This is a genomic window from Ferrovibrio sp., from assembly GCF_041906005.1.
Lineage (GTDB): Bacteria > Pseudomonadota > Alphaproteobacteria > Ferrovibrionales > Ferrovibrionaceae > Ferrovibrio.
Genome location: NZ_JAYRJY010000001.1, coordinates 351,679 through 373,377 on the forward strand (window position 1 = coordinate 351,679; position 21,699 = coordinate 373,377).

The 21,699-nt window shown below is 63.6% G+C and carries 20 protein-coding genes; 13 read left to right on the top strand and 7 right to left on the bottom strand.

The features are described from left to right. Nucleotides 1–8 precede the first annotated feature (8 nt). Together ACE3OO_RS01790 and ACE3OO_RS01795 are read right to left on the bottom strand one after the other, a co-directional pair. Entirely contained in the window at nucleotides 9–2,735 is a 2,727-nt protein-coding gene (locus ACE3OO_RS01790) for a molybdopterin-dependent oxidoreductase (RefSeq protein WP_374299110.1), read from the bottom strand. A gap of 6 nt (nucleotides 2,736–2,741) precedes the next feature. Then, nucleotides 2,742–3,617: a xanthine dehydrogenase family protein subunit M gene (locus ACE3OO_RS01795; RefSeq protein WP_374299112.1), complete on the bottom strand. Its 876-nt coding sequence runs from the start codon at nucleotides 3,615–3,617 to the stop codon at nucleotides 2,742–2,744. Nucleotides 3,618–3,983: 366 nt separating this feature from the next. On the opposite strand from ACE3OO_RS01795, the gene ACE3OO_RS01800 reads away from it, so the two are divergent. Both ACE3OO_RS01800 and ACE3OO_RS01805 read left to right on the top strand, forming a co-directional pair. Then, a complete protein-coding gene (locus ACE3OO_RS01800; protein ID WP_374299114.1) occupies nucleotides 3,984–4,481 on the top strand; it encodes a MarR family winged helix-turn-helix transcriptional regulator in 498 nt (165 codons plus the stop codon). Continuing rightward, nucleotides 4,478–5,356, top strand: a complete 879-nt coding sequence (locus tag ACE3OO_RS01805; RefSeq protein WP_374299116.1) for a sterol desaturase family protein — start codon at nucleotides 4,478–4,480, stop codon at nucleotides 5,354–5,356. The genes ACE3OO_RS01800 and ACE3OO_RS01805 overlap by 4 nt, the downstream gene beginning before the upstream one ends. Before the next feature lie 3 nt (nucleotides 5,357–5,359). Here the strand turns inward: ACE3OO_RS01805 and ACE3OO_RS01810 are convergent, their stop codons facing one another. The 4 genes from ACE3OO_RS01810 to ACE3OO_RS01825 all read right to left on the bottom strand — a co-directional run bounded on the left by ACE3OO_RS01810 (nucleotide 5,360) and on the right by ACE3OO_RS01825 (nucleotide 8,510). Further along, the gene (locus ACE3OO_RS01810) at nucleotides 5,360–5,818 is read right to left on the bottom strand and encodes a MarR family winged helix-turn-helix transcriptional regulator (protein ID WP_374299118.1); all 459 of its coding nucleotides are present in this window, start codon (nucleotides 5,816–5,818) and stop codon (nucleotides 5,360–5,362) included. A gap of 107 nt (nucleotides 5,819–5,925) precedes the next feature. After that, nucleotides 5,926–6,486, bottom strand: a complete 561-nt coding sequence (locus ACE3OO_RS01815) for a histidine phosphatase family protein (RefSeq protein ID WP_374299120.1) — start codon at nucleotides 6,484–6,486, stop codon at nucleotides 5,926–5,928. Between the two features lie 9 nt (nucleotides 6,487–6,495). Then, entirely contained in the window at nucleotides 6,496–7,320 is an 825-nt protein-coding gene (locus ACE3OO_RS01820; protein ID WP_374299122.1) for an MBL fold metallo-hydrolase, read from the bottom strand. Between the two features lie 20 nt (nucleotides 7,321–7,340). Next, the gene (locus ACE3OO_RS01825; RefSeq protein WP_374299123.1) at nucleotides 7,341–8,510 is read right to left on the bottom strand and encodes a M20 aminoacylase family protein; all 1,170 of its coding nucleotides are present in this window, start codon (nucleotides 8,508–8,510) and stop codon (nucleotides 7,341–7,343) included. Between the two features lie 186 nt (nucleotides 8,511–8,696). Between ACE3OO_RS01825 and ACE3OO_RS01830 the strand changes: the two genes are divergently transcribed. Then, nucleotides 8,697–10,274 (top strand): DEAD/DEAH box helicase, encoded by a 1,578-nt coding sequence (locus ACE3OO_RS01830; protein WP_374299125.1) that lies wholly within the window; start codon nucleotides 8,697–8,699, stop codon nucleotides 10,272–10,274. A gap of 75 nt (nucleotides 10,275–10,349) precedes the next feature. Beyond that, the gene (locus ACE3OO_RS01835) at nucleotides 10,350–10,592 is read left to right on the top strand and encodes an Lrp/AsnC ligand binding domain-containing protein (RefSeq protein ID WP_374299127.1); all 243 of its coding nucleotides are present in this window, start codon (nucleotides 10,350–10,352) and stop codon (nucleotides 10,590–10,592) included. A 3-nt stretch (nucleotides 10,593–10,595) separates the two neighbouring features. Here ACE3OO_RS01835 and ACE3OO_RS01840 read toward each other — a convergent pair whose 3' ends face one another. Then, nucleotides 10,596–11,090 carry a hypothetical protein gene (locus ACE3OO_RS01840; protein WP_374299129.1) on the bottom strand — a complete coding sequence of 165 codons (495 nt, stop codon included), beginning with the start codon at nucleotides 11,088–11,090 and terminating at the stop codon, nucleotides 10,596–10,598. 155 nt (nucleotides 11,091–11,245) lie between these two features. On the opposite strand from ACE3OO_RS01840, the gene ACE3OO_RS01845 reads away from it, so the two are divergent. The 9 genes from ACE3OO_RS01845 (at nucleotide 11,246) to ACE3OO_RS01885 (ending at nucleotide 21,694) form a co-directional block, all read left to right on the top strand. After that, the gene (locus tag ACE3OO_RS01845; protein WP_374299130.1) at nucleotides 11,246–12,064 is read left to right on the top strand and encodes an SDR family NAD(P)-dependent oxidoreductase; all 819 of its coding nucleotides are present in this window, start codon (nucleotides 11,246–11,248) and stop codon (nucleotides 12,062–12,064) included. Beyond that, entirely contained in the window at nucleotides 12,061–12,588 is a 528-nt protein-coding gene (locus ACE3OO_RS01850) for a MarR family winged helix-turn-helix transcriptional regulator (RefSeq protein ID WP_374299133.1), read from the top strand. Before ACE3OO_RS01845 ends, ACE3OO_RS01850 begins: the two co-directional genes overlap by 4 nt. Next, nucleotides 12,585–13,427 (top strand): enoyl-CoA hydratase family protein, encoded by an 843-nt coding sequence (locus tag ACE3OO_RS01855; protein WP_374299135.1) that lies wholly within the window; start codon nucleotides 12,585–12,587, stop codon nucleotides 13,425–13,427. Before ACE3OO_RS01850 ends, ACE3OO_RS01855 begins: the two co-directional genes overlap by 4 nt. Nucleotide 13,428: 1 nt before the next feature. Then, entirely contained in the window at nucleotides 13,429–14,628 is a 1,200-nt protein-coding gene (locus ACE3OO_RS01860; protein WP_374299138.1) for an acyl-CoA dehydrogenase family protein, read from the top strand. Next, complete coding sequence (locus tag ACE3OO_RS01865) at nucleotides 14,625–16,097, top strand: NADH:flavin oxidoreductase (RefSeq protein ID WP_374299140.1); 1,473 nt, start codon at nucleotides 14,625–14,627, stop codon at nucleotides 16,095–16,097. The genes ACE3OO_RS01860 and ACE3OO_RS01865 overlap by 4 nt, the downstream gene beginning before the upstream one ends. Further along, on the top strand, nucleotides 16,090–17,718 hold the full coding sequence (locus ACE3OO_RS01870; RefSeq protein ID WP_374299142.1) for an AMP-binding protein: 1,629 nt from the start codon (nucleotides 16,090–16,092) through the stop codon (nucleotides 17,716–17,718). The genes ACE3OO_RS01865 and ACE3OO_RS01870 overlap by 8 nt, the downstream gene beginning before the upstream one ends. 344 nt (nucleotides 17,719–18,062) lie before the next feature. Next, complete coding sequence (locus ACE3OO_RS01875; RefSeq protein WP_374299144.1) at nucleotides 18,063–19,253, top strand: ABC transporter substrate-binding protein; 1,191 nt, start codon at nucleotides 18,063–18,065, stop codon at nucleotides 19,251–19,253. Nucleotides 19,254–19,499: 246 nt separating this feature from the next. After that, complete coding sequence (locus ACE3OO_RS01880; protein WP_374299146.1) at nucleotides 19,500–20,705, top strand: ABC transporter substrate-binding protein; 1,206 nt, start codon at nucleotides 19,500–19,502, stop codon at nucleotides 20,703–20,705. A gap of 71 nt (nucleotides 20,706–20,776) precedes the next feature. Beyond that, nucleotides 20,777–21,694 carry a branched-chain amino acid ABC transporter permease gene (locus tag ACE3OO_RS01885; protein WP_374299148.1) on the top strand — a complete coding sequence of 306 codons (918 nt, stop codon included), beginning with the start codon at nucleotides 20,777–20,779 and terminating at the stop codon, nucleotides 21,692–21,694. The last annotated feature ends 5 nt before the right edge of the window (nucleotides 21,695–21,699 follow it).

Here is a 21,699-nt window from a genome sequence, read left to right on the forward strand (position 1 = left end):
TCCTCCCCTTACTCTGCCGCCTGCGGCAGGTTTTTCAGTGCCGCATGCAAACGGTGCGGCAGCACCGGTACTTCGGTAACGCGCACGCCAGTGGCATGGCGGATGGCGCCCAGGATCGCCGGTGCCGTGGCCACCAGGCCCGGCTCGCCAACCCCCTTGGCGCCGAAGGGACCAAGCGGCTCGGCATCCTCGATCATCAGCACCTCGATCTCCGGCACGTCGCCCACGGTGGGGATCAGGTAATCGTGCAGGTTCTCGGTGCGGCCCGGCAGGTATTCCTCCATCAGCGCAAGGCCCAGTCCTTGCGCGATGCCGCCATGGATCTGGCCTTCCACCTGGGTTGGATTCACCGCCTTGCCGACATCATGTGCGGCAATGATTTTCTTCACCTTCACGGTGCCAAGTTCGGTATCCACCTCGACCAGCGCCATCTGCGCGGCAAAGCCATAGGTGGCATAGGGCACGCCCTGACCATTGGCATCCAGCATGGTGGTGGGTGGATCGAACCGCCCTTCGCCCATCAGCACGTCACCATTGTCGTTCAGGCTCGGCAGGGCAGCCAGGTCGATGCGGCGCACCACGCCGCCATCCTCCACCACCAGCAACGCGCCATCGAAAGCCAGTTTCGCCTGATCGCCGGCATTGGCCAGTCGCAGAATCTGGCCGCGCAGGTCGCGGGCAGCCAGTTCCACCGCCTTGCCCGAGACGAAAGTCTGGCGCGAGGCCGAGGTCTTGCCGGCATCCTGCGTGCGGTCGGTATCGCCCATCACGTAGTCGATACGATCCATCGTCACGCCCAGCGCATCGGCCAGAATCTGCACAAAGATGGTGTTCGAGCCCTGCCCGATATCCACCGCGCCATTATAGAAAAACACCCGGCCATCGGCGCGCAGTGCGATCTGCATGGTGGAGGGATTCGAGATCGAGGTATTGCCGAGGCCGTACCACATGCAGCCGATGCCCACGCCGCGCCGCACGCCCTTGCGTCGGGCATTGAAGGCTTCGGCTTCGGCCTTCAGGGCCTGCCATTGCGGGCGCAGCGCATCGATGCAGGCGGCCAGGCCGGCCGAATGTTCCAGCTTGTGGCTGGTCGCAGTCAGATCGCCGGCACGCAGGGCATTGCGATGGCGAATTTCCAGCCGGTCGATTTTCAGCCGGTCGGCCAGATCGTCCATCAGGGTTTCATGGGCGATGGCGGCCTGTGGCACACCGAAGCCACGGAAAGCGCCCGCCGGCGGCGCGTTGGTGAACAGCGCGCAGCTGCGGTTCTTTACATGCGGCACCAGATACGGGCCGCTGGCATGCACCGGCACGCGGTTGGCGACCGTCGGCCCCCAGCTGGCATAGGCGCCGGTATCGAAATCGGCATGGGTCTCGACAGCCACCAGTTTGCCATCCTTGGTGGCGCCGAACTTGGCCTTGATGCGGGCCGGATGCCGTTTGGTGCTGGAAGCCATGCTTTCCGGGCGCGTGTAGACGCAGGCGACCGGACGATGCAGGTTCCACGCCGCCAGGGCGATCAGCGGCTGGACGGAAACATCCAGCTTGCCGCCAAAGCCGCCACCACAAGCCGTGGGCACGATGCGCACGCGGTCGGGCGGCAATTGCATCACGCTCGCCACCTCGTCGCGGTCCATGTAGGGCGCCTGGGTGGTGGCATGGATCTCGATGCGGTCGCCGACACGGATGGCCCAGCCGGCTTCCGGCTCGATATAGGCATGCTCGACAAAGCTGGTCTGGAACTGGCCTTCGACAATGGCGGCGGCCTGGGCAAAGCCCTGCTCGACATCGCCCTTGGTGACGTTGCCGCGAATCAGCACGTTGCCCGGCTTGTCGGCCTGCACCAGCTTGGCATCCGCTGCGGCGGCAGCGATCACGCCGCTGACCGGATCTTCCGGCACATACCGGATCGGCAATTCATCCGGCTTCACGGCTTCCACCGCCTCGCGCGGCCCCACCACGGCAATCACCGCCTCGCCGCGATAGCGCACCAGACCATCGGCCAGCACCGGCTGGTCCTTGGCCTCGAAAATGGCAAAGCCGTTGCGCGGCACGTCGGCCGCCGTGAACACGCGGTCCAGCCCGTATTTGCGGATCACATCCGAAAAATCGCCCAGCGTGAAGGTGGCGCGGGCATGCGGACTGCGGATCACGCGCAGCCACAATGCATCGGCCGGAATATAATCGGCGCCGTATTTCTCGGTGCCTTCCACCTTGGCCTGGCCGTCGACTTTCACCGTCCGGGCACCGACCGCCTGGCCCAGTTCGGGTTGCGCCGGCAGATCGGGAGTCCGTGCGGCATCCAGCACGGCTTCGACGATCTTGCGGTAGCCGGTGCACCGGCACAGCACGCCGCCGATGGCATCCATCACCTGGGTTTCGCTCGGCCGCGCCGTCTCGGCCAGCAGGTCGGTCGCCGCCATCAGCATGCCAGGCGTGCAGATGCCGCACTGCGCGGCGCCATGTTTCAGGAATGCGCGTTGCAGGCGCGACAATGCGCCATGGGCCTTCAGTCCCTCGACCGTCACCACCGGCTGGCCGACGGCCTGTCCGACCGGCGTGAGGCAGGAACAGACCTGCTTGCCTGCCAGCATCACCGTGCAGGCGCCGCAATCGCCGGCATTGCAGCCGACTTTCGTACCGGTCAGGCCCAGGTCATCGCGTAATACGTCGCTCAGGCGCTTCAGCGGCGAGCCCTGGTAGGTATGCTGCTTTCCGTTGACGATCAGACGCATCGGACCTCAGTTCCCCTTCTGCTTGCCCAGCATGGTGAGCGCACGGCGCACCAGCACTTCGGCTGCCTCGCGGCGGTAGCCGGCTGTGGCGCGGATATCGTCGATCGGTGAAAGCCCATCGAAATGCGCGGGTTTCACGCGGTTGGCCAGCGCGGCATTCAGCCGCCGGCCGATCAGTTCGGATTCGAGGAAGGACAGGCGCTGCGCCACCGCCGAACAGGCACCGACCGCCACGCTGGCACCCGATACCACACCGCCTTCGGTTTCCAGCACGACGGACACCATGGCGATCGAGATCACCAGATATTCGCGTGCGCCCAGCTTGAGGAAAACGCTGCGCGCCTCCTTTTTCGGGCGCGGCACCAGCACGGCGGCAACCAGTTCGCCGGGCTTCAACGCAGTGCGGCGGTTGCCGGTGATGAATTCGCCGAGCGGCACGTCCCGCCGGCCCTGCGGGCCATGGATTTCCATTTTTGCCCGCATCGCCAGCAACGGCGGCACGCTGTCGGCCGCTGGCGAGGCATTGCACAGATTGCCCGCCACCGTGCCGGAATTCTGGATTTGCGCACCGCCGATCTGGCGGGCCGCCTGGCGCAAGGCATCGAAAAATGGCGGCAGATCGGCATTTGCCACCGCGCTCCAGGTGGTGGCGGCGCCGATGCGCCAGCCTTCGTCGGTTTCGCCGATGCCCTGCAGATAGGGAATGCCGGTGATGTCCAGCACATCCTCATCCAGCGCGCGGCCGACGCGCGCGGGATAAAAATCGGTGCCGCCGGCCAGAATCACCGGCCCAGCCGCGTTCATGCGGGCTGCATTGGCGTGAACGGCACTCAGATGCTCAAGCGCTTCTTCCAGACTCGTCGGACGCACATACGACGCCATTGGACTTGGGGCCTCCCCGCTGGCATCTCGCTGCGTTGCCCGCCCTGCACGGACAACATCATTCGTATGCATATGATGCTGCGATGCTGCCTCAAAAGAGTCAACGTCAAAATTTCAGCACACGCTGCCCGCAAATGCGGCAGTGCAGCATAAGCCCAAGCGCGGCGCTTCCACGCCCTGTCTGCATATTCCATCCGACATGCCGACAAACGCCAGACGCAAGGCCGGCTTTTCCGGCGAAGGTCTATGCCGCGCCCCTGATCTTACGCTGCGGCAAGCACTCCAATGTTCCACTTGAACCCTCATTAATACTACGCTATGCGTATTATATTGATACGCATAGCGTAGTATTGGATCGGCAATCCGATGAATGATATCGACACCGACGAAGCGACACTGATCCTGCGCGGCGTGCTTGCCCTGGCCCGCCGCATGCGCACCGAGCGGCCGGAGGATTCGATGAGCCCGGCATCGGTTGCGCTGCTGGGTGCGCTCTATCGCCTGGGCCCTGTCCCCGCAGTGCAACTGGCCTCCGAACTGCATTTGCAGCCGCAATCGCTCACCCGCCTATTGGATGCCCTTGAACACAACGGCCTGATTGCCCGCAGGCCAGGAGCGCATGACCGCCGGGAACGCGTGATCACCCTCACGAGACGTGGTCGCGCTGCCTTCATGGCCGACATGCGGGACCGGCGGCACTGGCTCAAAACCGCCATGGCCGCCGCATTGACCGGTCGCGAGCGGGCGGCTCTGGCAGAGGCCGCCCAGGCCATGCTCAAGCTGGCGAAGCACGGTGCGGCTGCACCTGGATCAGAAACTGCGGGCTCGCCGACACGGCGCCGCGCACTGGAGGACGCCGCATGAGCAGCACGATTGCCATGATCTCGCTGGGGCTGCTGGTTGGCCTCGGCCTCGTCGAGTTCCTCTGGATCAGGCTGCTTCAGAAGAACAGTTATCCCTGGGCCGACGTTGCTGCCTCGATCGGCATCAAGATCGGGCGCCGGCTGATCAAACTGGCAACCGCCGGTCTGCTGGCGCCGGTTTATTTCTGGGCATGGGACCATCGGCTCTGGCAGATACCGTTAAAAGGCATCGCAGGCTGGGCGACGGCCTTCATGATGGTGGAATTCGCCTATTACTGGCAGCATCGGATGCATCACGAAATCCGCTGGATGTGGGCCGCCCACCGCACTCACCACTCGACCAACTGGTTCAACATCCTGACGACGTCGCGCACATCGGTCACCGGCCTGATCAGCGGCGACTGGCTGTTCTACGTGCCGCTGGCTTGGCTTGGGGTTCACCCCCTAGCAATCTTCCTGCTGATCGCGGTCAACCTGACCTATCAAATATGGCTGCATACCGAGATGGTGCCAAAGCTGGGGCCACTTGAATGGGTCTTGAACACACCGTCGCATCATCGCGTCCATCATGCGGTGAATCCTCGGTATCTCGACACCAACTATGGCGGCGTACTCATCATCTTTGATCGGTTATTCGGCAGCTTCGCCGCCGAGAACAAGACAGATCCCTGCCGTTACGGGCTGGTAAAACCCGAGACCAGCCACAATCCTTTCGTGATCGTCTTCCGCGAATATGTCGCCATCGCTCGCGACCTATACCGCGCACGCAGCCTGCGCGAAATCGCAGGCTATCTTTTCGGCCCGCCTGGGTGGAAGCCCGACGGCATGGGCGCCACGACACAGCGCATCCGGGCCGGCATCGACCCGGTATCTTGAGGCTTATGTGATGCGCTTGAGCAGCCCGAGGAACTGCTGCTGCTCGGCCGGCGAAAGCGGATCGAGCGTCGCCTTGCTCACTTTCGGACCATTGCCCAGCAGGCGTTCGACCAGTTCCCGACCATGCGAAGTCAGGCTCAGGCAGCGGCGACGCTTGTCGTTCTTGTCAGGGCGATGAGAGATCAGCTTGCGGCCGGTGAGCCGGCGGATCACGCCCTGGATGGTCGCCGGATCCATGGCGGTGAGCCGGCCGAGATGGTTTTGCGACAGTTCGCCCATTTCATACAGCTTCACCAGCGCGGCATATTGCGTCGGCGTCACCTGTGCATCGCCGATCATGGCAATGAACAGGGCCGTATGCCGCTGATGCGCCCGACGGATCAGATGGCCGACCTGATCCTCCAGCACATAGCCGTCGGGCATGCTGGCGGGCGCGGTCTTGATCTCGGGTTTCATGTTCATCGCGGGACACTTCCTCGGCAGCCGGCCACGCTCAGTCTGGCAGGTCCAGTCTAACCGGGGCGGCCGGCCGGGGCCAAGCCATTCAACAGGTGCGGCCCGCCCAGCGGCTACAGGACCTTGGTCGCAGCCTCCAGGCCGCGCGTCAGCAGATTGAGCCCACGCGAGGTCGCCTCGATCACCGTGCAGGAGCAATAATCGGGCTGCGAGACCACCATGCGGTCATCGTTCAGCGCCGCGCTGAGCGCCGCGTTGATCACCATGAAATGGGTGAATACGATGGTGTCACTGCGACAGGATCGCAGCATGCCGATCAGGCCCTCGCGCCAGGCGCGGATGATCGGCGGCTGGGCCGGATACCGCTGGCCGGCAAGCTGCTGCAACCAGGGGCCACGCGCCTTGATGCCCTGCTGGGCGATTTCGGGCGGGGTCGGAATCTCGCTGAAAGCCGCGCTCACCTCGGGGATCACGCCCCAGCGGTTGGCCAGCGGCAGGGCGGTTTCCCGGGCGCGCTCCATCGGCGAGGTATAGATCGGGATCGGCCCCAGGCTTTCGAGCTGCAAGGCGAGGTCGACCGCCGCCTCCTTGCCCTCTTCCGAAAGGCTGGGATCGGGATCTTCGTCGAACCGCGCGGCCGCCTTGGCGTGACGCACCAGATAAAGCCGTGCCATGTTTCCCCCTTACAGCAGATTGACGCGCATGTTCTCGCGCGCCACCAAGGCTCCGGACCAGAGTTGTCTGGCCTCGGCTTCCAGAGCCTCCATGAACAGATCCTCATGATCGGGATCATGATGGAAAATCGCAAGGGTCTTGACACCGGCGGCGCGACAAAGCCGCACTCCCTCCTGCCAGGTCGAATGCCCCCAGCCGACATGCTTCTCGAATTCCTTGTCGGTGTAGGTGCTGTCATAAATCACCAGGTCCGCCCCTTCGATCAGGGCCAGGATGTTCTGGTCGGGCTGGCCCGGCACATGTTCGGTATCGGTCACATAACAGACAGACTTGCCGCCATACTCGAAGCGGTAGCCGGTGGCGCCGTCAGGATGGTTCAGCGGCGCGGTGCGAACCTTGATATTGCTGCCCAGCTTGAAACTGTCGCCGGCCCGGAAATCGACATTGTCGATGCTGGCGCCCATCTTCTCCAGCGGCACGGGGAAGAAAGGCTGCTGCATCTGCGACGCCAGCACCCGGCCGATGCCGCCCTTGTCGATCAGATGCCCGGCATGGATGGTGAAATGGCGATCTGCCTTGAAGGCCGGCGAGAAGAACGGAAAGCCGTTGATATGATCCCAATGCGTGTGGGAGAGGAACAGATCGCCACGTGTCACATTGCGGCGCAGCAGCCAATGGCCCAGGTTGCGGATGCCCGTACCCGCATCAAGGATGATGACACGGTTGCCGATCTTCAACTCGACGCAGGACGTATTGCCGCCAAAACCGATATGGCGCGGGGACGGCGTCGCGATGCTGCCGCGAACACCCCAGAACTTCACCTTGAAGCCCATTGTCCCCGCCCGTATCCGGTTCAGCCCGCCGGCAGGATCGTCTCTACCAGCCGCGACCAATAGCTGGCGCCGATCGGCAGCACGTCGTCATTGAAGTCATAGCGCGGGTTGTGGACCATGCAGCTGCCTTCGCCGGCCCCGTTGCCGATCCACACATACGAACCCGGCTTCTCGCGCAGCATCCAGGCAAAATCCTCCGCGCCCATGCTGGGATTGAGGTTGCGCAGCACATTCTCGCCGCCAACCACCATGGCCGCCGCATTGGCGGCCAGTTCGGTTTCGTCGGCGGTGTTGATGGTGGGCGGATAGCGGCGCTGGTAATCGACGCTCGCGCTGGCGCCATGGGCCGCGGCAATGCCGGTCGCGATCTGCTTCAGGCGGCTCTCGATCATGTCCTGCACTTCGGGCAGGAAGGCGCGCGTGGTGCCGGCGATCATCACCTCTTCCGGGATCACGTTGGTGGTATGGCCGCCCTGGATCTGGCAGCAGCTCACCACCGCCGAATGCATCGGATCGACATTGCGGCCGACGATGTTCTGCAGCGCCAGAATGATCTCGGCCGCGATCACCACCGGATCGACGCCGCGATGCGGATAGGCGCCATGGGCGCCGACACCCTTCACCTTGATCCAGAACATATCGGCCGAGGCCATCATCGGGCCGACGCGCACGGCGAACTTGCCCACATCGATGCCGGGCATGTTGTGCATGCCGAACACCGACTCGCAGGGAAACTTGGTGAACAGGCCATCGTCCACCATCACCTTGCCGCCGGCCAGATTCTCCTCCGCCGGCTGGAAGATGAAATGCACCGTGCCATCGAAATTCTTCGCCTTGGCCAGATACTGCGCCGCGCCCAGCAGCATGATGGTGTGGCCGTCATGGCCGCAGCCATGCATCTTGCCCTCGTGCTTGGACTTGTGATCGAACGCGTTCATCTCGACCAGGTCGAGCGCATCCATGTCGGCACGCAGGCCAATGGCGCGATTGCCCTTGCCGGCCTTCAATGTGCCGACCACGCCGGTCTTGGCCAAACCGCGATGTACCGGCATGCCGAAGGATTCCAGCGTCTTGGCGACGAAATCGGCGGTGCGGTGCTCTTCGAAGGCGGTTTCGGGATGCATGTGCAGATCGCGCCGCCAGGCGGTCAGTTGATCCTTGTTGGCAACGATCTCGTCGATCAGCTTCATTGGGGCTCTCCGGCTACGGAAAAAATCAGGAAATGCACGATAACCGATTGATTTTGCTGTTTCTAGCCGCTGAGTTTGGCATTGACTCAGGGGGTACGCTGTGGTCTTGTCCGCCGGCGGACGGTGCGCATCTGTGCTGACGCCGTCAAGACATTACGGAAATCCATGGAATTTGCTGATCTAGGCTTGAGCGAGCCGGTTCTCAAGGCTGTCGCCGAAGCCGGTTACACGACCCCCACCCCGATCCAGGCACAGGCGATCCCGATCGTGCTGATGGGCCGCGACGTGCTCGGCACGGCGCAGACTGGCACCGGCAAAACCGCCGGCTTCACCCTGCCCCTGATCGACATCCTGGCCGGTGGCCGTGCCCGCGCACGCATGCCGCGCGCCCTGATCCTGGAACCGACCCGCGAGCTGGCCGACCAGGTGGCCCAGAGCTTCGACAAATACGGCAAGAATTCCCCGCTTTCGATGGCGCTGCTGATCGGCGGCGTGAACTACACCGAACAGGAAAAGCTGCTGGATCGTGGCGTCGACGTGCTGATCGCCACACCGGGCCGCCTGATCGACCATTTCGAACGCGGCAAGGTGATGCTGACCGGCGTGCAGATCTTCGTGATCGACGAAGCCGACCGCATGCTGGACATGGGCTTCATGCCCGATATCGAGCGGATCGGCAAAATGCTGCCGCCGCTGCGCCAGACCCTGTTCTTCTCGGCCACCATGGCGCCCGAAATGCGCAAGCTGGCCGACAAGTTCCTCAGCAACCCGAAGGAAATCGAGGTTGCCCGCCAGGCCACCACGGCGGAATCGATCGCGCAGTTCCAGATCCAGGTTTCGCATCGCATGAAGCGCGAGGCCCTGCGCACGCTGATCCGCAACGAGGATGTGAAGAACGCCATCATCTTCTGTAATCGCAAACGCGACGTGGATATCCTGGCGAAATCACTGATCCGCCATGGCTTCGATGCCGCTGCCCTGCATGGCGACATGGACCAGTCGGCACGCACCGCCACGCTGGAGAAATTCAAGAAGGGCGAAATCGGCATCCTGGTCGCTTCCGACGTGGCCGCGCGTGGCCTCGACGTCCAGGGTCTGACGCATGTGTTCAATTTCGACGTCCCGACCCATCCGGAAGACTATGTGCACCGCATCGGCCGCACCGGTCGCGCCGGCATGAACGGTCGCGCCTTCACGCTGGTCGCCGGCGAGGACGGCAAGTATCTCTCCGCCATCACGCGGCTGATCCAGCGCGACATCCCGGTGATGGAGCTGCATGGTTTTGCCCATGACGAGAGCGAAGCCGGCGAGGAGCGCAGCGACCGTGGCGAGGAGCGCAAAGGTCGTGGCCGCGGCGGCCGTGGCCGGGATCGCGACGGCGACCGCAAGCGCAGCCGGGACCGCACCCGCGAGCCGCGCGCCAGCGATGCCTCGATGCAGCCGCAACCCGCCTTTGCCGAGCCAGCCAACGAACCTTCTGTCGCCGAGGCTCAGGACGAACGCAAATCGCGCGACCGTGGACCGCGCCGCGACAAGCCGCGCCAGGACAAGCCGCGCCAGGACAGGCCGCGCGAGGACAGGCCGCGCCACGAGCAGCAAACCCGTTCCGAACAGGCCGAACCGCGCCGTGATCGCGGCGACCGGGATCGCAACGATCGGGACCGCAATCGCCGCGACAATCGTGAAGACCGCGAGCCGCCGGTGATCGGCATGGGCGACCACGTCCCCGATTTCCTGCTGCGCCCGAGCCGCCGGGCCTCCTGAGTCCGGTCCCAGCCCCTTGGCTGCCGACCTCGGCTTCGTTTACAGTCCGCAGCAGCCAAGTGAACGGAGCCGGCGATGCAAACGATTTTCGTGATGGTGAAATGCGAGCTGGGCCGCGCCTATGACGTGGCGGTGAAGGCCGTGGAGGAAATCGAACAGGTTTCCGAAGTACATTCCATCTCGGGCCAGTACGACCTGATGATGAAATGCTACCTGCCCGACGGCCAGGATATCGGCCATTTCGTGGTCAACAAGCTGCAGACCATCGCCGGCGTGAAAGACACCTTCACGCTCATTACGTTCAAGGCATTCAGTTAAAAATCAGCGCCGGCCGTTCGACGCCCGCGCCGGAGCCACGCCACTGCCGGCCGAAGGCGATACGGTCATGTCGACCTTGGAGCCATACAGGGTCGAGCGCTGGATCAGGATCGAGGCGACGCGGTCGCCGCCCCCCGACAGATAGGTGAGCAGGCTGGTTTCAGCCCGCACCACGGCGACTTCCGACCAGCCGTGGTTCAGCATCTCGCGGCGGATGAAATCGAACATGTCGTCGGCCGAGGAGCTGACGCTGTAGGACAGGCGGCCGATCCAGCGGTCGCCTTCGCCCAGGATGATTGTGCGGTTGGCATCCAGCGAATAACCGTCGGGCAAGGCCACGCCGGAAATCTGCGGCGGCGGGCCGCCCTTGCCGCCGGGATCGTTCGCGCCGGAACCGCCGCCCATGCCCATGCTCTGACAGCCGGCCAGCAGCACGCTGGCGGCAAGTATCAGAACTCCTTGACGGATCGTGCCATGTCGCAGGCGCGCAAAAGGCATTGTCGCTTTCCAGTCCCCCAGCGAATCGTGTGTAGCCTGTTTACCATACTTGCCCGGGCAAGTCGCCTTCACTGTCCTCCAATGCACCCGTAGCGACGGTCTTGCCGGCCCCGGATAATTATTTTAGACTTAAAACAATATTCGGGAGGGTTGGCGTGACGGCACAACCGCGGGAGACGACAGCGACGCAGCAGCCGCGCAATGGCAATGCCTTTGCGGGCCGGCATGTGCTGGTCACCGGCGCGAGCCGGGGCATCGGCTGGGCCGTGGCCCGGGCCTTCGCCGCTCAGGGCGCGATGCTTTCGCTCTGTGGCCGCGACATTGACCTGCTGGAACAGCGACGCACATCCCTTCCCGGCCGGCACGCCGCTTTCGTCGCCGACCTCACCGACCCCACCGCCGCCGGCAGGATGGTGGAACTGGCCGTCGCCGCGCAGGGTCCGCTCGATATCCTGGTGAACAATGCGGGTTACGGCGCCAGCCAGCCCTTTGCCAAGATGGCCGGCGAACACTGGGACCAGATGCTGGCCGTCAATCTCTCCAGTGTCTTCCATGTCACCCGCGCAGCCATCGGCGGCATGCTGGCCCGCAAAAGCGGCCGCATCGTCAACGTTGCCTCCACGGCGGGGCTCACCGGCTATGCCTATGTTGCCGCCTACGTGGCCGCCAAGCATGGCGTGGTGGGGCTGACGCGCGCGCTGGCCCGCGAATATGCCACGCAGGGCATCACCGTGAACGCGGTCTGCCCCGGCTATGTCGATACCGAGATGACGGCCGCCACCATCGACACCATCGTGCAGAAAACCGGGCGCAGCGCCGAAGAGGCGCGCGCCGAACTGGCAAAAAGCAATCCGCAGGGCCGGCTGATCCGGCCGGAAGAAGTGGCCGATGCCGTGTTGTGGCTGGCTGGCGATGCTGCCGGCTCGGTGACCGGCCAGTGCATCGCGATTGCGGGGGGAGAGGTGATGTCATGAGCGAACAGCGCCAGCCGGCGCCCATGCCGGCCAATGACCGCGAAACCGCGGCCACCCGTGACGACAAGCTGGAATTGCGGCTGTGGTTGCGGCTGCTCACCTGCTCCAGCCTGATCGAGCAGAATGTGCGCTCCGCCCTGCGCGAGCGTTTCGACACCACCCTGCCCCGCTTCGATCTGCTCGCCCAGCTCGATCGCGCGCCCGATGGCCTCACCATGAGCGAGTTGTCGGCTCGCATGATGGTATCGAATGGCAACATCACCGGTCTGACCGACCGGCTGGTGGAAGAAGGTCTGGTCAAGCGCACGCCTTCGGCCCGCGACCGCCGCTCCAGCCATGTCAGCCTTACACCGGCCGGCAAAAAGGCTTTCGACGCGATGACGCCGGAACACGAAGGCTGGATCGACGCCATGATGGCTGGCCTGAGCCGCCAGGAGATGCAGCAGCTTTTCCAGTTACTCGGCAAGCTGAAACAATCGGTGCACCAGAACGCCGTCGAACCGGGCAAGGGAGACAAGGCATGAGTACGTCGGGCGTGAGCAAGCTGGCGAAGGATTTCAAACCGAAGCATTTCGGCTGGTCGGTCGAGGGCAAGGTCGCCACCGTGACGCTCAACCGGCCGGAACGCAAGAATCCGCTCACCTTCGACTCTTATGCCGAGCTGCGCGACACCTTCCGCGCGCTGAATTATGTGGGCGACGTCAAGACGGTGGTGATCACCGGCGAAGGCGGCAATTTCTGCTCCGGCGGCGACGTGCACGAGATCATCGGCCCGCTGGTGAAAATGAAAGACTCCGGCGACATGGCCGGGCTTCTGGCTTTCACCCGCATGACCGGCGATCTGGTGAAGGCCATGCGCCATTGCCCGCAGCCGGTAATCGCCGCCATCGACGGCGTGTGCGCGGGCGCCGGCGCGATCCTCGCCATGGCCTCCGACCTGCGGCTGGCGACGCCGCGCACCAAGACCGCCTTCCTGTTCACCCGCGTGGGCCTGGCCGGCGCCGACATGGGCGCCTGCAACATCCTGCCGCGCATCATCGGATCGGGTCGCGCTGCCGAACTGCTCTATACCGGCCGCAGCATGAGCGCCGAGGAAGGTGAGCGCTGGGGTTTCTACAATCGCCTCGTCGCGCCCGAGCAGGTGCTGGCCGAGGCTCAGGCATTGGCGAAGGAACTGAGCGACGGCCCCACCTTCGCCCATGGCATCACCAAGACCTGCCTGCACCAGGAATGGTCGATGGATCTGGATGCCGCCATCGAGGCCGAGGCGCAGGCGCAGGCGATCTGCATGCAGACGCAGGATTTCGCCCGCGCCTACCACGCCTTCGTGGCGAAGCAGAAACCCGTCTTCGAGGGCAACTGAGATGGCCGATACCAGCTATCTTGCCTGGCCCTTCTTCGAGGATCGCCACCGTCTGCTGGCGAAAAACCTGCAGGCATGGGCGAAGCAGCATGCCACCCATCACGACGAACATGAGGATATCGACGCGGTCTGTCGCGGCTTTGTGAAGCAGCTCGGCCGCGACGGCTTCCTCGGACTCACCGTGCCAAGGGATGGCGGCGGCACGCTGGAAAAACTGGAAGTGCGCTCACTGGCGCTGGCGCGCGAGATTCTCGCCTATCACCACGGCCTGGCGGATTTTGCCTTCGTCATGCAGGGCCTGGGCTCGGGGCCGATCAGCCTGTTCGGCACGCCTGAGCAGAAACAGCGCTGGCTGCCCGGCGTGGCACGCGGCGACCGGATCGCGGCGCTGGCCATGTCGGAACCCGATGCCGGCTCGGACGTGGCGAATGTCAGCACCGTGGCCGTACCGGACGGGCAAGGCTATCGCCTGAACGGCATGAAGACCTGGATTTCCAATGGCGGCATCGCCGACCAGTACACCGTCGTCGCGCGGCTGGGCGATGCACCCGGCGCCAAGGGGCTGGCGGTTTTCGTGGTCGAAGCCGGTACGCCGGGTTTCAGCGTGCCCGAACGCATCGACGTGATCGCGCCGCATCCGCTTGGCCGCCTGGAATTCAAGGATTGCGTGGTGCCGGCCGGCAACCTGATCGGCCAGCCGGGCGACGGTTTCAAGATCGCCATGAGCAACCTCGACGTCTTCCGCTCCACCGTGGGCGCGGCGGCGCTCGGTTTCGCCAGACGCGCGCTGGACGAAGCCCTGCATCGCGTGCACGAACGCCGGGTGTTCAACCAGAAACTTGCCGATTATCAGCTCACCCAGGCCAAGATCGCCGACATGGCGACCGAGATCGATGCCTCGGCCCTGCTGATCTACCGCGCCGCCTGGACCAAGGATATGGGCGCCGCCCGCGTCACCCGCGAGGCATCGATGGCGAAGATGTATGCCACCGAGGCGGCCCAGCGCGTGATCGATGCCGCCGTGCAACTCTGGGGCGGCCTGGGCGTGACAAAAGGCAACATGGTGGAAAGCCTGTATCGCGAGGTGCGTGCCCTGCGCATCTATGAAGGCACCACCGAGATCAACAAGCTGGTGATCGCCGGCCAGACCTATGCCGCCTGGGCCAGCGAGAAGGCGCAAGACGCGGATAACCGGCCATGAAGATCCTCGAACCGCTGGCGCTGAACGGCATCACCCTGCCCAACCGCATCGCCGTGCCGGCGATGGTGACGCGGCTTTCGGGCGAGGACGGTTTCGTCAACCAGCCGATCATCGACCGTTATGTGCGTTATGCCCAAGGCAATGTCGGCCTGATCGTGGTGGAAGCCACGGCGGTGCATTCCAACAAATCCGGCCCGCTGCTGCGCCTGTCCGACGATGAATTCATTCCCGGCCACCGCGAGCTGGTGAACCAGGTGCATGCCACTTCCGACAGCAAGGTGGTGCCGCAGATCATCCATTTCCTGAAAGTGGCCCGTTCGGGCTGGCGCCAGACCATCGACAGCCTCAGCCCCGAAGATATCGAGCGCATCATCGAGCAGTTCGGCCAGGCCGCCGCCCGCGCGCGCCAGGCCGGCTATGACGGCGTCGAGCTGCATTCCGCCCATGCCTATACGCTCTCGTCCTTCCTCTCGCGCCGCAACCCGCGCCGCGACGACTATGACGGCCGCACCCTGGAAGGTCGGCTCGCCATGTTCGGCCGCGTGATGGCGAGCGTGCGCAAATATGCCGGCACCGACTGGACCGTGGGCGTGCGCTTCCTGGCCGAAGAGGCGATCAAGGAAGGCTACACGGTGGAGGATGCCAAGCTGATCGCCTTGCGCATGGCGCAGCTCGGCGTGGATTACATCTCGCTCTCGGTCGGCGGCAAGTTCGAGGATGCGGTGCATCGCGAGGGCCAGCCGCTCTATCCCTATACCGGCTATTCCGGCGACCGCTGCATGCCCGGCGACTGGTACCCGCCCCTGCCGCATGCCCATCTGGCAGCAAGCGTGAAGCAGTATATCAACGCCAAGGGCTATACCGTGCCGGTGATCTCGGCCGGCAAGATCAGCGATCCTGCAGATGCTGAACGTCTGCTGCAGACCGGCCAGGCCGACATGATCGGCATGGCGCGGCAACTGCTGGCCGATCCCGACTGGCCGAAGAAGGTGGCGCAGGGCCGCGCCGATCAGATCGTGCGCTGCATCTACTGCAACGTCTGCAAGCAGCTGGACGAGAATTTCAAGGAAGTGACCTGCTTCCTCTGGCCCAAGGGCGTGAACCAGGCACCGCCGGATGCCACCGATGGCCTCGGGCCCCGCTGGCCCGAGGGCGGCGCCGGCCTGACAGCCACCGTCGAGCGCGGCATTGTGAAACTGAGCTGGAAAAAGGCCGAGGCCGGCGCGTCGCCGATCGCCGGCTACAATGTCTATCGCGCCGAGGATGACAGCGCCGCCCGCGTCACCGAAGCCGTGAAGTCGGCCAAGCACACCGACAAGATGGTGCTGGGTGGCCTGCGCTATACCTATTACGTCCGTGCCCATGATGCGGCCGGACGCGCGACACCGCCGTCAGATGCGGTGCGCATCGACCTCCCCGTCCCGATCGCCGAACCCGCCTCTCCCCATTCCGAGGTGCATCATGCATAGGTTCGAGCCGTCCGCTCATATCGACACGTTTGCCCGCGATCATCTGCCGCCGCAGGACCAGTGGCCGGTGATGCTGTGGGATACCCTGCCGGAACTGAAAGCCTATCCCAAGCGCATGAACTGCGCCCGCGAGCTGCTGGACAGGCAGGCGGCGATCCACGGCAACCGGCCGGTGATCTATTATAACGACGAGGTGTGGACCTATTCCCGCCTGCTGGAAACCGCCAACCGCATCGCCCATGTGCTGGTGCAGGACCTGGGCGTGAAGCCGGGCAACCGCGTGCTGCTGCGCTCGCCCAACAATCCGATGTATGTCGCCTGCTGGTTCGCGGTGATGAAAGTGGGCGCCATCGCGGTCGCCACCATGCCGCTCTATCGCTGGCGCGAGCTCACCTTCATGACCGAGAAGGCCGAGATCGAGCTTGCCATCTGCGACTGGCGCCTGCACGACGAGATGGAAACGACGCTGAAGGAGTCCAAGCACCTCAAGCGCGCCGTCTATTTCTACAAGGATGGCGATGACTCTCTGGAAAGCCTGATGGCAGCCAAGCCAGCGGAATTCGAAACGCTGGATACCGCCTGGGACGATGTCTGCCTGATCGCCTTCACCTCGGGCACCACCGGGCCGGCCAAGGGCTGCATGCATTTCCATCGCGACGTGATGGCGATCTGCGACACCTTCAACCGCTATGTGCTGCGCCCCACGAAAGACGACATCTTCACCGGCTCGCCGCCTTTGGCTTTCACCTTCGGCCTGGGCGCGCTGGTCACCTTCCCCATGCATGTCGGCGCCAGCACCGTGCTGGTCGAGCAGTATAATCCGCAGAAGATGCTGGAGACGATCCAGCAGAAGAAAGTCACCATCCTGTTCACCGCGCCAACCGCCTACCGCGCGATGACCGACATGGTGAAGGATTACGACATCTCCTCGCTGAAGAAGGGCGTCTCGGCCGGTGAGACGTTACCGCTGCCGGTCTGGCAGGGCTGGTATGACGCCACCGGCGTCAAACTGATCGATGGCCTGGGCGGCACGGAGATCCTGCATATCTTCATCACCTCGGAAGGCGATGGCATCCGCCCCGGCGCTACCGGCAAGCCGATCCCGGGCTACGAGGCCGCGATCTTCGACAAGGACGGCAACCCCGCACCGCCGGGCAGTGTGGGCCGGCTGGCGATCCGCGGCCCAATCGGCTGCCGCTATCTCGACAATCCCGAACGCCAGAAGGCCTATGTGCAGAATGGCTGGAACTTCACCGGCGACGCCTATCTGTGCGACGAAGACGGTTATTACTGGTACCAGGCCCGCGCCGACGACATGATCATCTCCGCCGGCTACAACATCTCGGGTCCCGAGGTGGAGGCCGTGCTGATGCTGCATCCGCTGGTTCAGGAATGCGCCGTGGTGGGCGCGCCCGATCCCGAACGCGGCCAGATCGTGAAGGCGTATGTCGCATTGCGCGACAAGGCCAAGGCCGGGCCCGAAACCGCCAAGGTGCTGCAGGATTTTGTGAAGGCCGAAATCGCACCCTACAAATATCCGCGTGCCATCGAATTCATCGATGCCCTGCCGCGCACCGAGACCGGCAAGGTGCAGCGTTTCGTATTGCGTCAGCGAAACTGAGGGCTTGAAGATCGTCGCATGCAGAATAGTGCTTGCGGCGCTCCGAACCGGCATTATAGTACCTGTCAGACCATAAGAACGAGGAAACACCACGAGCGGGATTCGTGCGATATGCGCACCATGTTTCATGGTCCGCATTCATCCAGCGACATCTTCTGCTGCACCGCAATAAGCCTTCCCGGCATACATGCGACCTAGGCCGTATGGGACGCCGGATAAAGGCATGAAGTAGAGTGCGTAACCGGGCATGCGCGCCATCCGGCGGGTAAACCGGCAACGAGATCAATAGCGGCATTCCGGCAATCAGCCCGGCAGCCGCGCAAGGGTAAGAGGGAGGCCCGATTATGAAATTTTCAACGCTGCTCAGCATGACCACGGCATTGGCATTCGCCGCCGTGCCGATGATGGCCCAGCCCGCTGCGGCGCAGGTCAAGAAAGTGAAGATCGGTTTCATCACCACCCTGTCGGGTCCGAATGCCGCGATCGGCCAGGACATGAAGAACAGCGTCGAACTGGCGATGGAACATCTCGGCAAGAAGATGGGCGGGATTCCGGTCGAGGTGATCTACGAAGACGACGAGCAGAAGCCCGAAGTCGGCAAGCAGAAGACCGAGAAGCTGATCCAGCGCGACAAGGTCGATTTCGTCGCTGGCTATATCTGGTCGAACGTGCTGCTGGCCTCCTACAAGACGGTCACCGACAACAAGACCTACCTGATCAGCGCCAATGCCGGTCCCTCGCCGCTGGCCGGCGAGCAGTGCAACCCGTATTTCTTCGCCGCCTCTTGGCAGAACGACCAGAACACCATGGCCGCCGGCGAAGTGCTGAACCAGAAGGGCATCAAGTCGCTCTACATCGTGGCGCCGAACTACGCCGCCGGCCAGGACATGGCCAACGGCGTGAAATCCACCTTCAAGGGCCAGGTGGTCGGCCAGGACATGACCAAGTGGCCTGACCAGCTCGACTTTTCGGCCGAGATCTCGAAGATCCGCGCCGCCAAGCCGGGCGCGGTGTTCGTGTTCTTCCCGGGCCGCGCCGGCGTGCAGTTCTTCCAGCAATACAGCCAGGCCGGCCTGAAGAAGGACATCCCGCTGTATTCCACCTTCACCGTGGACGCGATCACGCTGAAGCTGCAGAAGGACCTGACGCTCGACACCTACCAGACCCTGTGGTGGGCGCCTGACCTGCCCTATGCCGCGAACCAGAAGTTCGTTGGCGAATTCAAGAAGAAGCACAAGGACACCCCGTCCTTCTACGGCGCCCAGTCCTACGACACGATCAACCTGATCAACTCGGCCGTGGTCGCCACCAAGGGCAAGCTGTCGGACAAGGAAGCCCTGGGCGCCGCCCTGAAGGCCGCCAAGTTCGACTCGGTGCGCGGCCCGATGAAGTTCGGCAAGAACCACTTCCCGATCCACAACATCTATCAGCAGGAAGTCTACAAGGTTTCCGACAACGAGTATGACATCCGCACGGTCAGCACGATCTATACCGATCTGGTTGATCCCTATGCGGCCAAATGCCCGATGAAATAAGCGGCATGTGATGTGTAAATCGGCGGGGCGCCGGCTTCGGGCGGCGCCCCGTTCGTATCTTCCCAAAGTCTTCGTATCTTTCCCGAGTCACAGTGAACGCGTCAGACTTCGATTGCCTGCCAGAGTATTTGATGCTTAAAATATCTCGACGGGGGGCTCCCAAGGGCTTGCAATACAAACGCTGTATGGCGGCGGTGCATCATGGATGAGCCGTCCGCAGGCATGTCACTGAAGGAGACACGAGCGATGCGTTCCAGCTTCAAGACCCTTGCCGTTCTCGCCGCCGGTGTGGCGGCCCTGCCCTTCCTGGCTGGCCCATTCCTGGCTGGCGATGCCGCTGCCCAGGCCGCCAAGAAAATCAGGATCGGTTTTGTCACCACGCTGTCGGGCCCCAATGCGGCCTACGGCCAGGACATGAAAAACGCCTTCGAGCTGGCGCTCGACCATATGGGCCGCAAGATGGGTGGCGTGCCGGTCGAGGTGATCTACGAAGACGATGAACAGAAGCCCGAAGTCGGCAAGCAGAAAACCGAAAAACTGCTGCAGCGCGACAAGGTCGATTTCGTCGCGGGCTACATCTGGTCGAATGTGCTGCTGGCTTCCTACAAGCCGGTGCTGGATGCGCAGGTCTATCTGATCAGCGCCAATGCCGGCCCCTCGCAGCTGGCCGGCGAAGGCTGCAACCCCTATTTCTTCGCCGCCTCCTGGCAGAATGACCAGAATCATATGGCCGTGGGCGAATTGCTGAACCAGAAGGGCGTGAAGCGTCTGTACATGGTGGCGCCGAATTACGCCGCGGGCGTTGATGGCACCAATGGCGTGAAGGCGCTGTTCAAGGGTCAGGTGATTGGCCAGGACATGACCAAGTGGCCTGACCAGCTCGACTTCTCGGGTGAGATTTCCAAGATCCGCGCCGCCAAGCCCGATGCGGTCTACGTCTTCTTCCCCGGTCGCGCCGGCGTGCAATTCTACCAGCAATACAGCCAGGCCGGCCTGAAGAAGGATATCCCGGTCTATTCCGCCTTCACCATCGATGCCGTGACGCTGAAGCTGCAGAAGGATCTGGTGCTGGATACCTATCTCACCATGACCTGGGGTACCGACCTACCCTATGCCGCCAACCAGAAATTCGTTGCTGACTACAGGAAGAAGTATAACGAAACGCCGGCCTTCTATGGCGCGCAGTCCTACGATGCCGCCAACCTGATCGCCAGCGCGGTGACGGCCACCAAGGGCAGCCTGAAGGACAAGAAGGCGATCGGCGCCGCGCTGAAGGCGGCGAAGTTCGAGTCCGTGCGTGGCCCGTTCAAGTTCGGCAACAACAACTTCCCGATCCAGAACATCTATCAGCAGGAAGCCTACAAGACCGCCGATGGCGGCTACGACCTGCGCACTGTCAGCACCGTGCTGACCGCGCACCAGGATCCGCACGCCGCCAAATGCAAGATGTAACCGTTTGAACTGACTTTGCCGCGCCCCGCACCGACGGGGCGCGGCTTTTACCTGACGAGCACCCCGCCCCCATGCTGCTTATCTTCGAGCAATTCCTGAACGGCCTGCAGATCGGCCTGTTGCTGTTCCTGCTGGCCGCCGGCCTGACGCTGGTCTTCGGCATCATGGATCTGGTGAACCTGGCACACGGCTCGCTTTACATGATGGGGGCTTATTTCGCCGCGGTCTTCACGCAGTGGACCGGCAACTTCTTTCTTGGCGCGTTGCTGGCACTGCCGGCCGGCGCTCTGCTCGGCATCGTGGTCGAGGTGATCGCGCTGCGCACGCTCTATACCCGCGACCATCTCGATCAGGTGCTCGCCACCTTCGGCCTGATCCTGTTCTTCAACGAACTGGCCCGTCTGGTCTTCGGTGTCGGCGGCATGACCATCGACATGCCGGAATGGCTGAAGGGCCAGATCCAGATCCTGCCCGGCCTGCCCTATCCGTCCTATCGCTTCCTGATCATCGTGGTTGGCCTGCTCTGTGCCGTGTTCCTCTATCTGCTGGTCCAGCGCACGCGCCTTGGCATGCTGATCCGCGCCGGCGCCTCCAACCGCGAAATGGCCGGCGCGCTCGGCGTCGATATCAAGCTGCTGTTCACCCTGGTCTTCGGCCTCGGTTCGGCGCTGGCCGCGTTGGCCGGCCTGATGGCCGGCCCGGTTACCACCGTGCAGATCGGCATGGGTGACAACATCCTGATCCTGGCGCTGGTGGTGATCGTGATCGGCGGCATCGGCTCGATCCGCGGCGCCTTCATCGCCGCCATTGCCATCGGCATCATCGACACCATGGGCCGCGCCTTCCTGCCCAACATTCTCGGCACCGTGCTCACGCCGTCGGAGGCCGGCACCCTGGCCACCGCCCTGTCCTCGATGCTGATCTACATCCTGATGGCCGCCGTGCTTGTGCTGCGTCCCGCCGGGCTGTTCCCCGCCCCCGGCCGTTAAGGAGC

Bases quoted from the DNA above. Each gene is read 5' to 3' on its own strand.
- ACE3OO_RS01790 (WP_374299110.1), bottom strand. From the start codon at position 2,735: ATGCGTCTGATCGTCAACGGAAAGCAGCATACCTACCAGGGCTCGCCG.
- ACE3OO_RS01795 (WP_374299112.1), bottom strand. From the start codon at position 3,617: ATGGCGTCGTATGTGCGTCCGACGAGTCTGGAAGAAGCGCTTGAGCAT.
- ACE3OO_RS01800 (WP_374299114.1), top strand. From the start codon at position 3,984: ATGAATGATATCGACACCGACGAAGCGACACTGATCCTGCGCGGCGTG.
- ACE3OO_RS01805 (WP_374299116.1), top strand. From the start codon at position 4,478: ATGAGCAGCACGATTGCCATGATCTCGCTGGGGCTGCTGGTTGGCCTC.
- ACE3OO_RS01810 (WP_374299118.1), bottom strand. From the start codon at position 5,818: ATGAACATGAAACCCGAGATCAAGACCGCGCCCGCCAGCATGCCCGAC.
- ACE3OO_RS01815 (WP_374299120.1), bottom strand. From the start codon at position 6,486: ATGGCACGGCTTTATCTGGTGCGTCACGCCAAGGCGGCCGCGCGGTTC.
- ACE3OO_RS01820 (WP_374299122.1), bottom strand. From the start codon at position 7,320: ATGGGCTTCAAGGTGAAGTTCTGGGGTGTTCGCGGCAGCATCGCGACG.
- ACE3OO_RS01825 (WP_374299123.1), bottom strand. From the start codon at position 8,510: ATGAAGCTGATCGACGAGATCGTTGCCAACAAGGATCAACTGACCGCC.
- ACE3OO_RS01835 (WP_374299127.1), top strand. From the start codon at position 10,350: ATGCAAACGATTTTCGTGATGGTGAAATGCGAGCTGGGCCGCGCCTAT.
- ACE3OO_RS01840 (WP_374299129.1), bottom strand. From the start codon at position 11,090: ATGCCTTTTGCGCGCCTGCGACATGGCACGATCCGTCAAGGAGTTCTG.
- ACE3OO_RS01850 (WP_374299133.1), top strand. From the start codon at position 12,061: ATGAGCGAACAGCGCCAGCCGGCGCCCATGCCGGCCAATGACCGCGAA.
- ACE3OO_RS01855 (WP_374299135.1), top strand. From the start codon at position 12,585: ATGAGTACGTCGGGCGTGAGCAAGCTGGCGAAGGATTTCAAACCGAAG.
- ACE3OO_RS01860 (WP_374299138.1), top strand. From the start codon at position 13,429: ATGGCCGATACCAGCTATCTTGCCTGGCCCTTCTTCGAGGATCGCCAC.
- ACE3OO_RS01865 (WP_374299140.1), top strand. From the start codon at position 14,625: ATGAAGATCCTCGAACCGCTGGCGCTGAACGGCATCACCCTGCCCAAC.
- ACE3OO_RS01870 (WP_374299142.1), top strand. From the start codon at position 16,090: ATGCATAGGTTCGAGCCGTCCGCTCATATCGACACGTTTGCCCGCGAT.
- ACE3OO_RS01875 (WP_374299144.1), top strand. From the start codon at position 18,063: ATGAAATTTTCAACGCTGCTCAGCATGACCACGGCATTGGCATTCGCC.
- ACE3OO_RS01880 (WP_374299146.1), top strand. From the start codon at position 19,500: ATGCGTTCCAGCTTCAAGACCCTTGCCGTTCTCGCCGCCGGTGTGGCG.
- ACE3OO_RS01885 (WP_374299148.1), top strand. From the start codon at position 20,777: ATGCTGCTTATCTTCGAGCAATTCCTGAACGGCCTGCAGATCGGCCTG.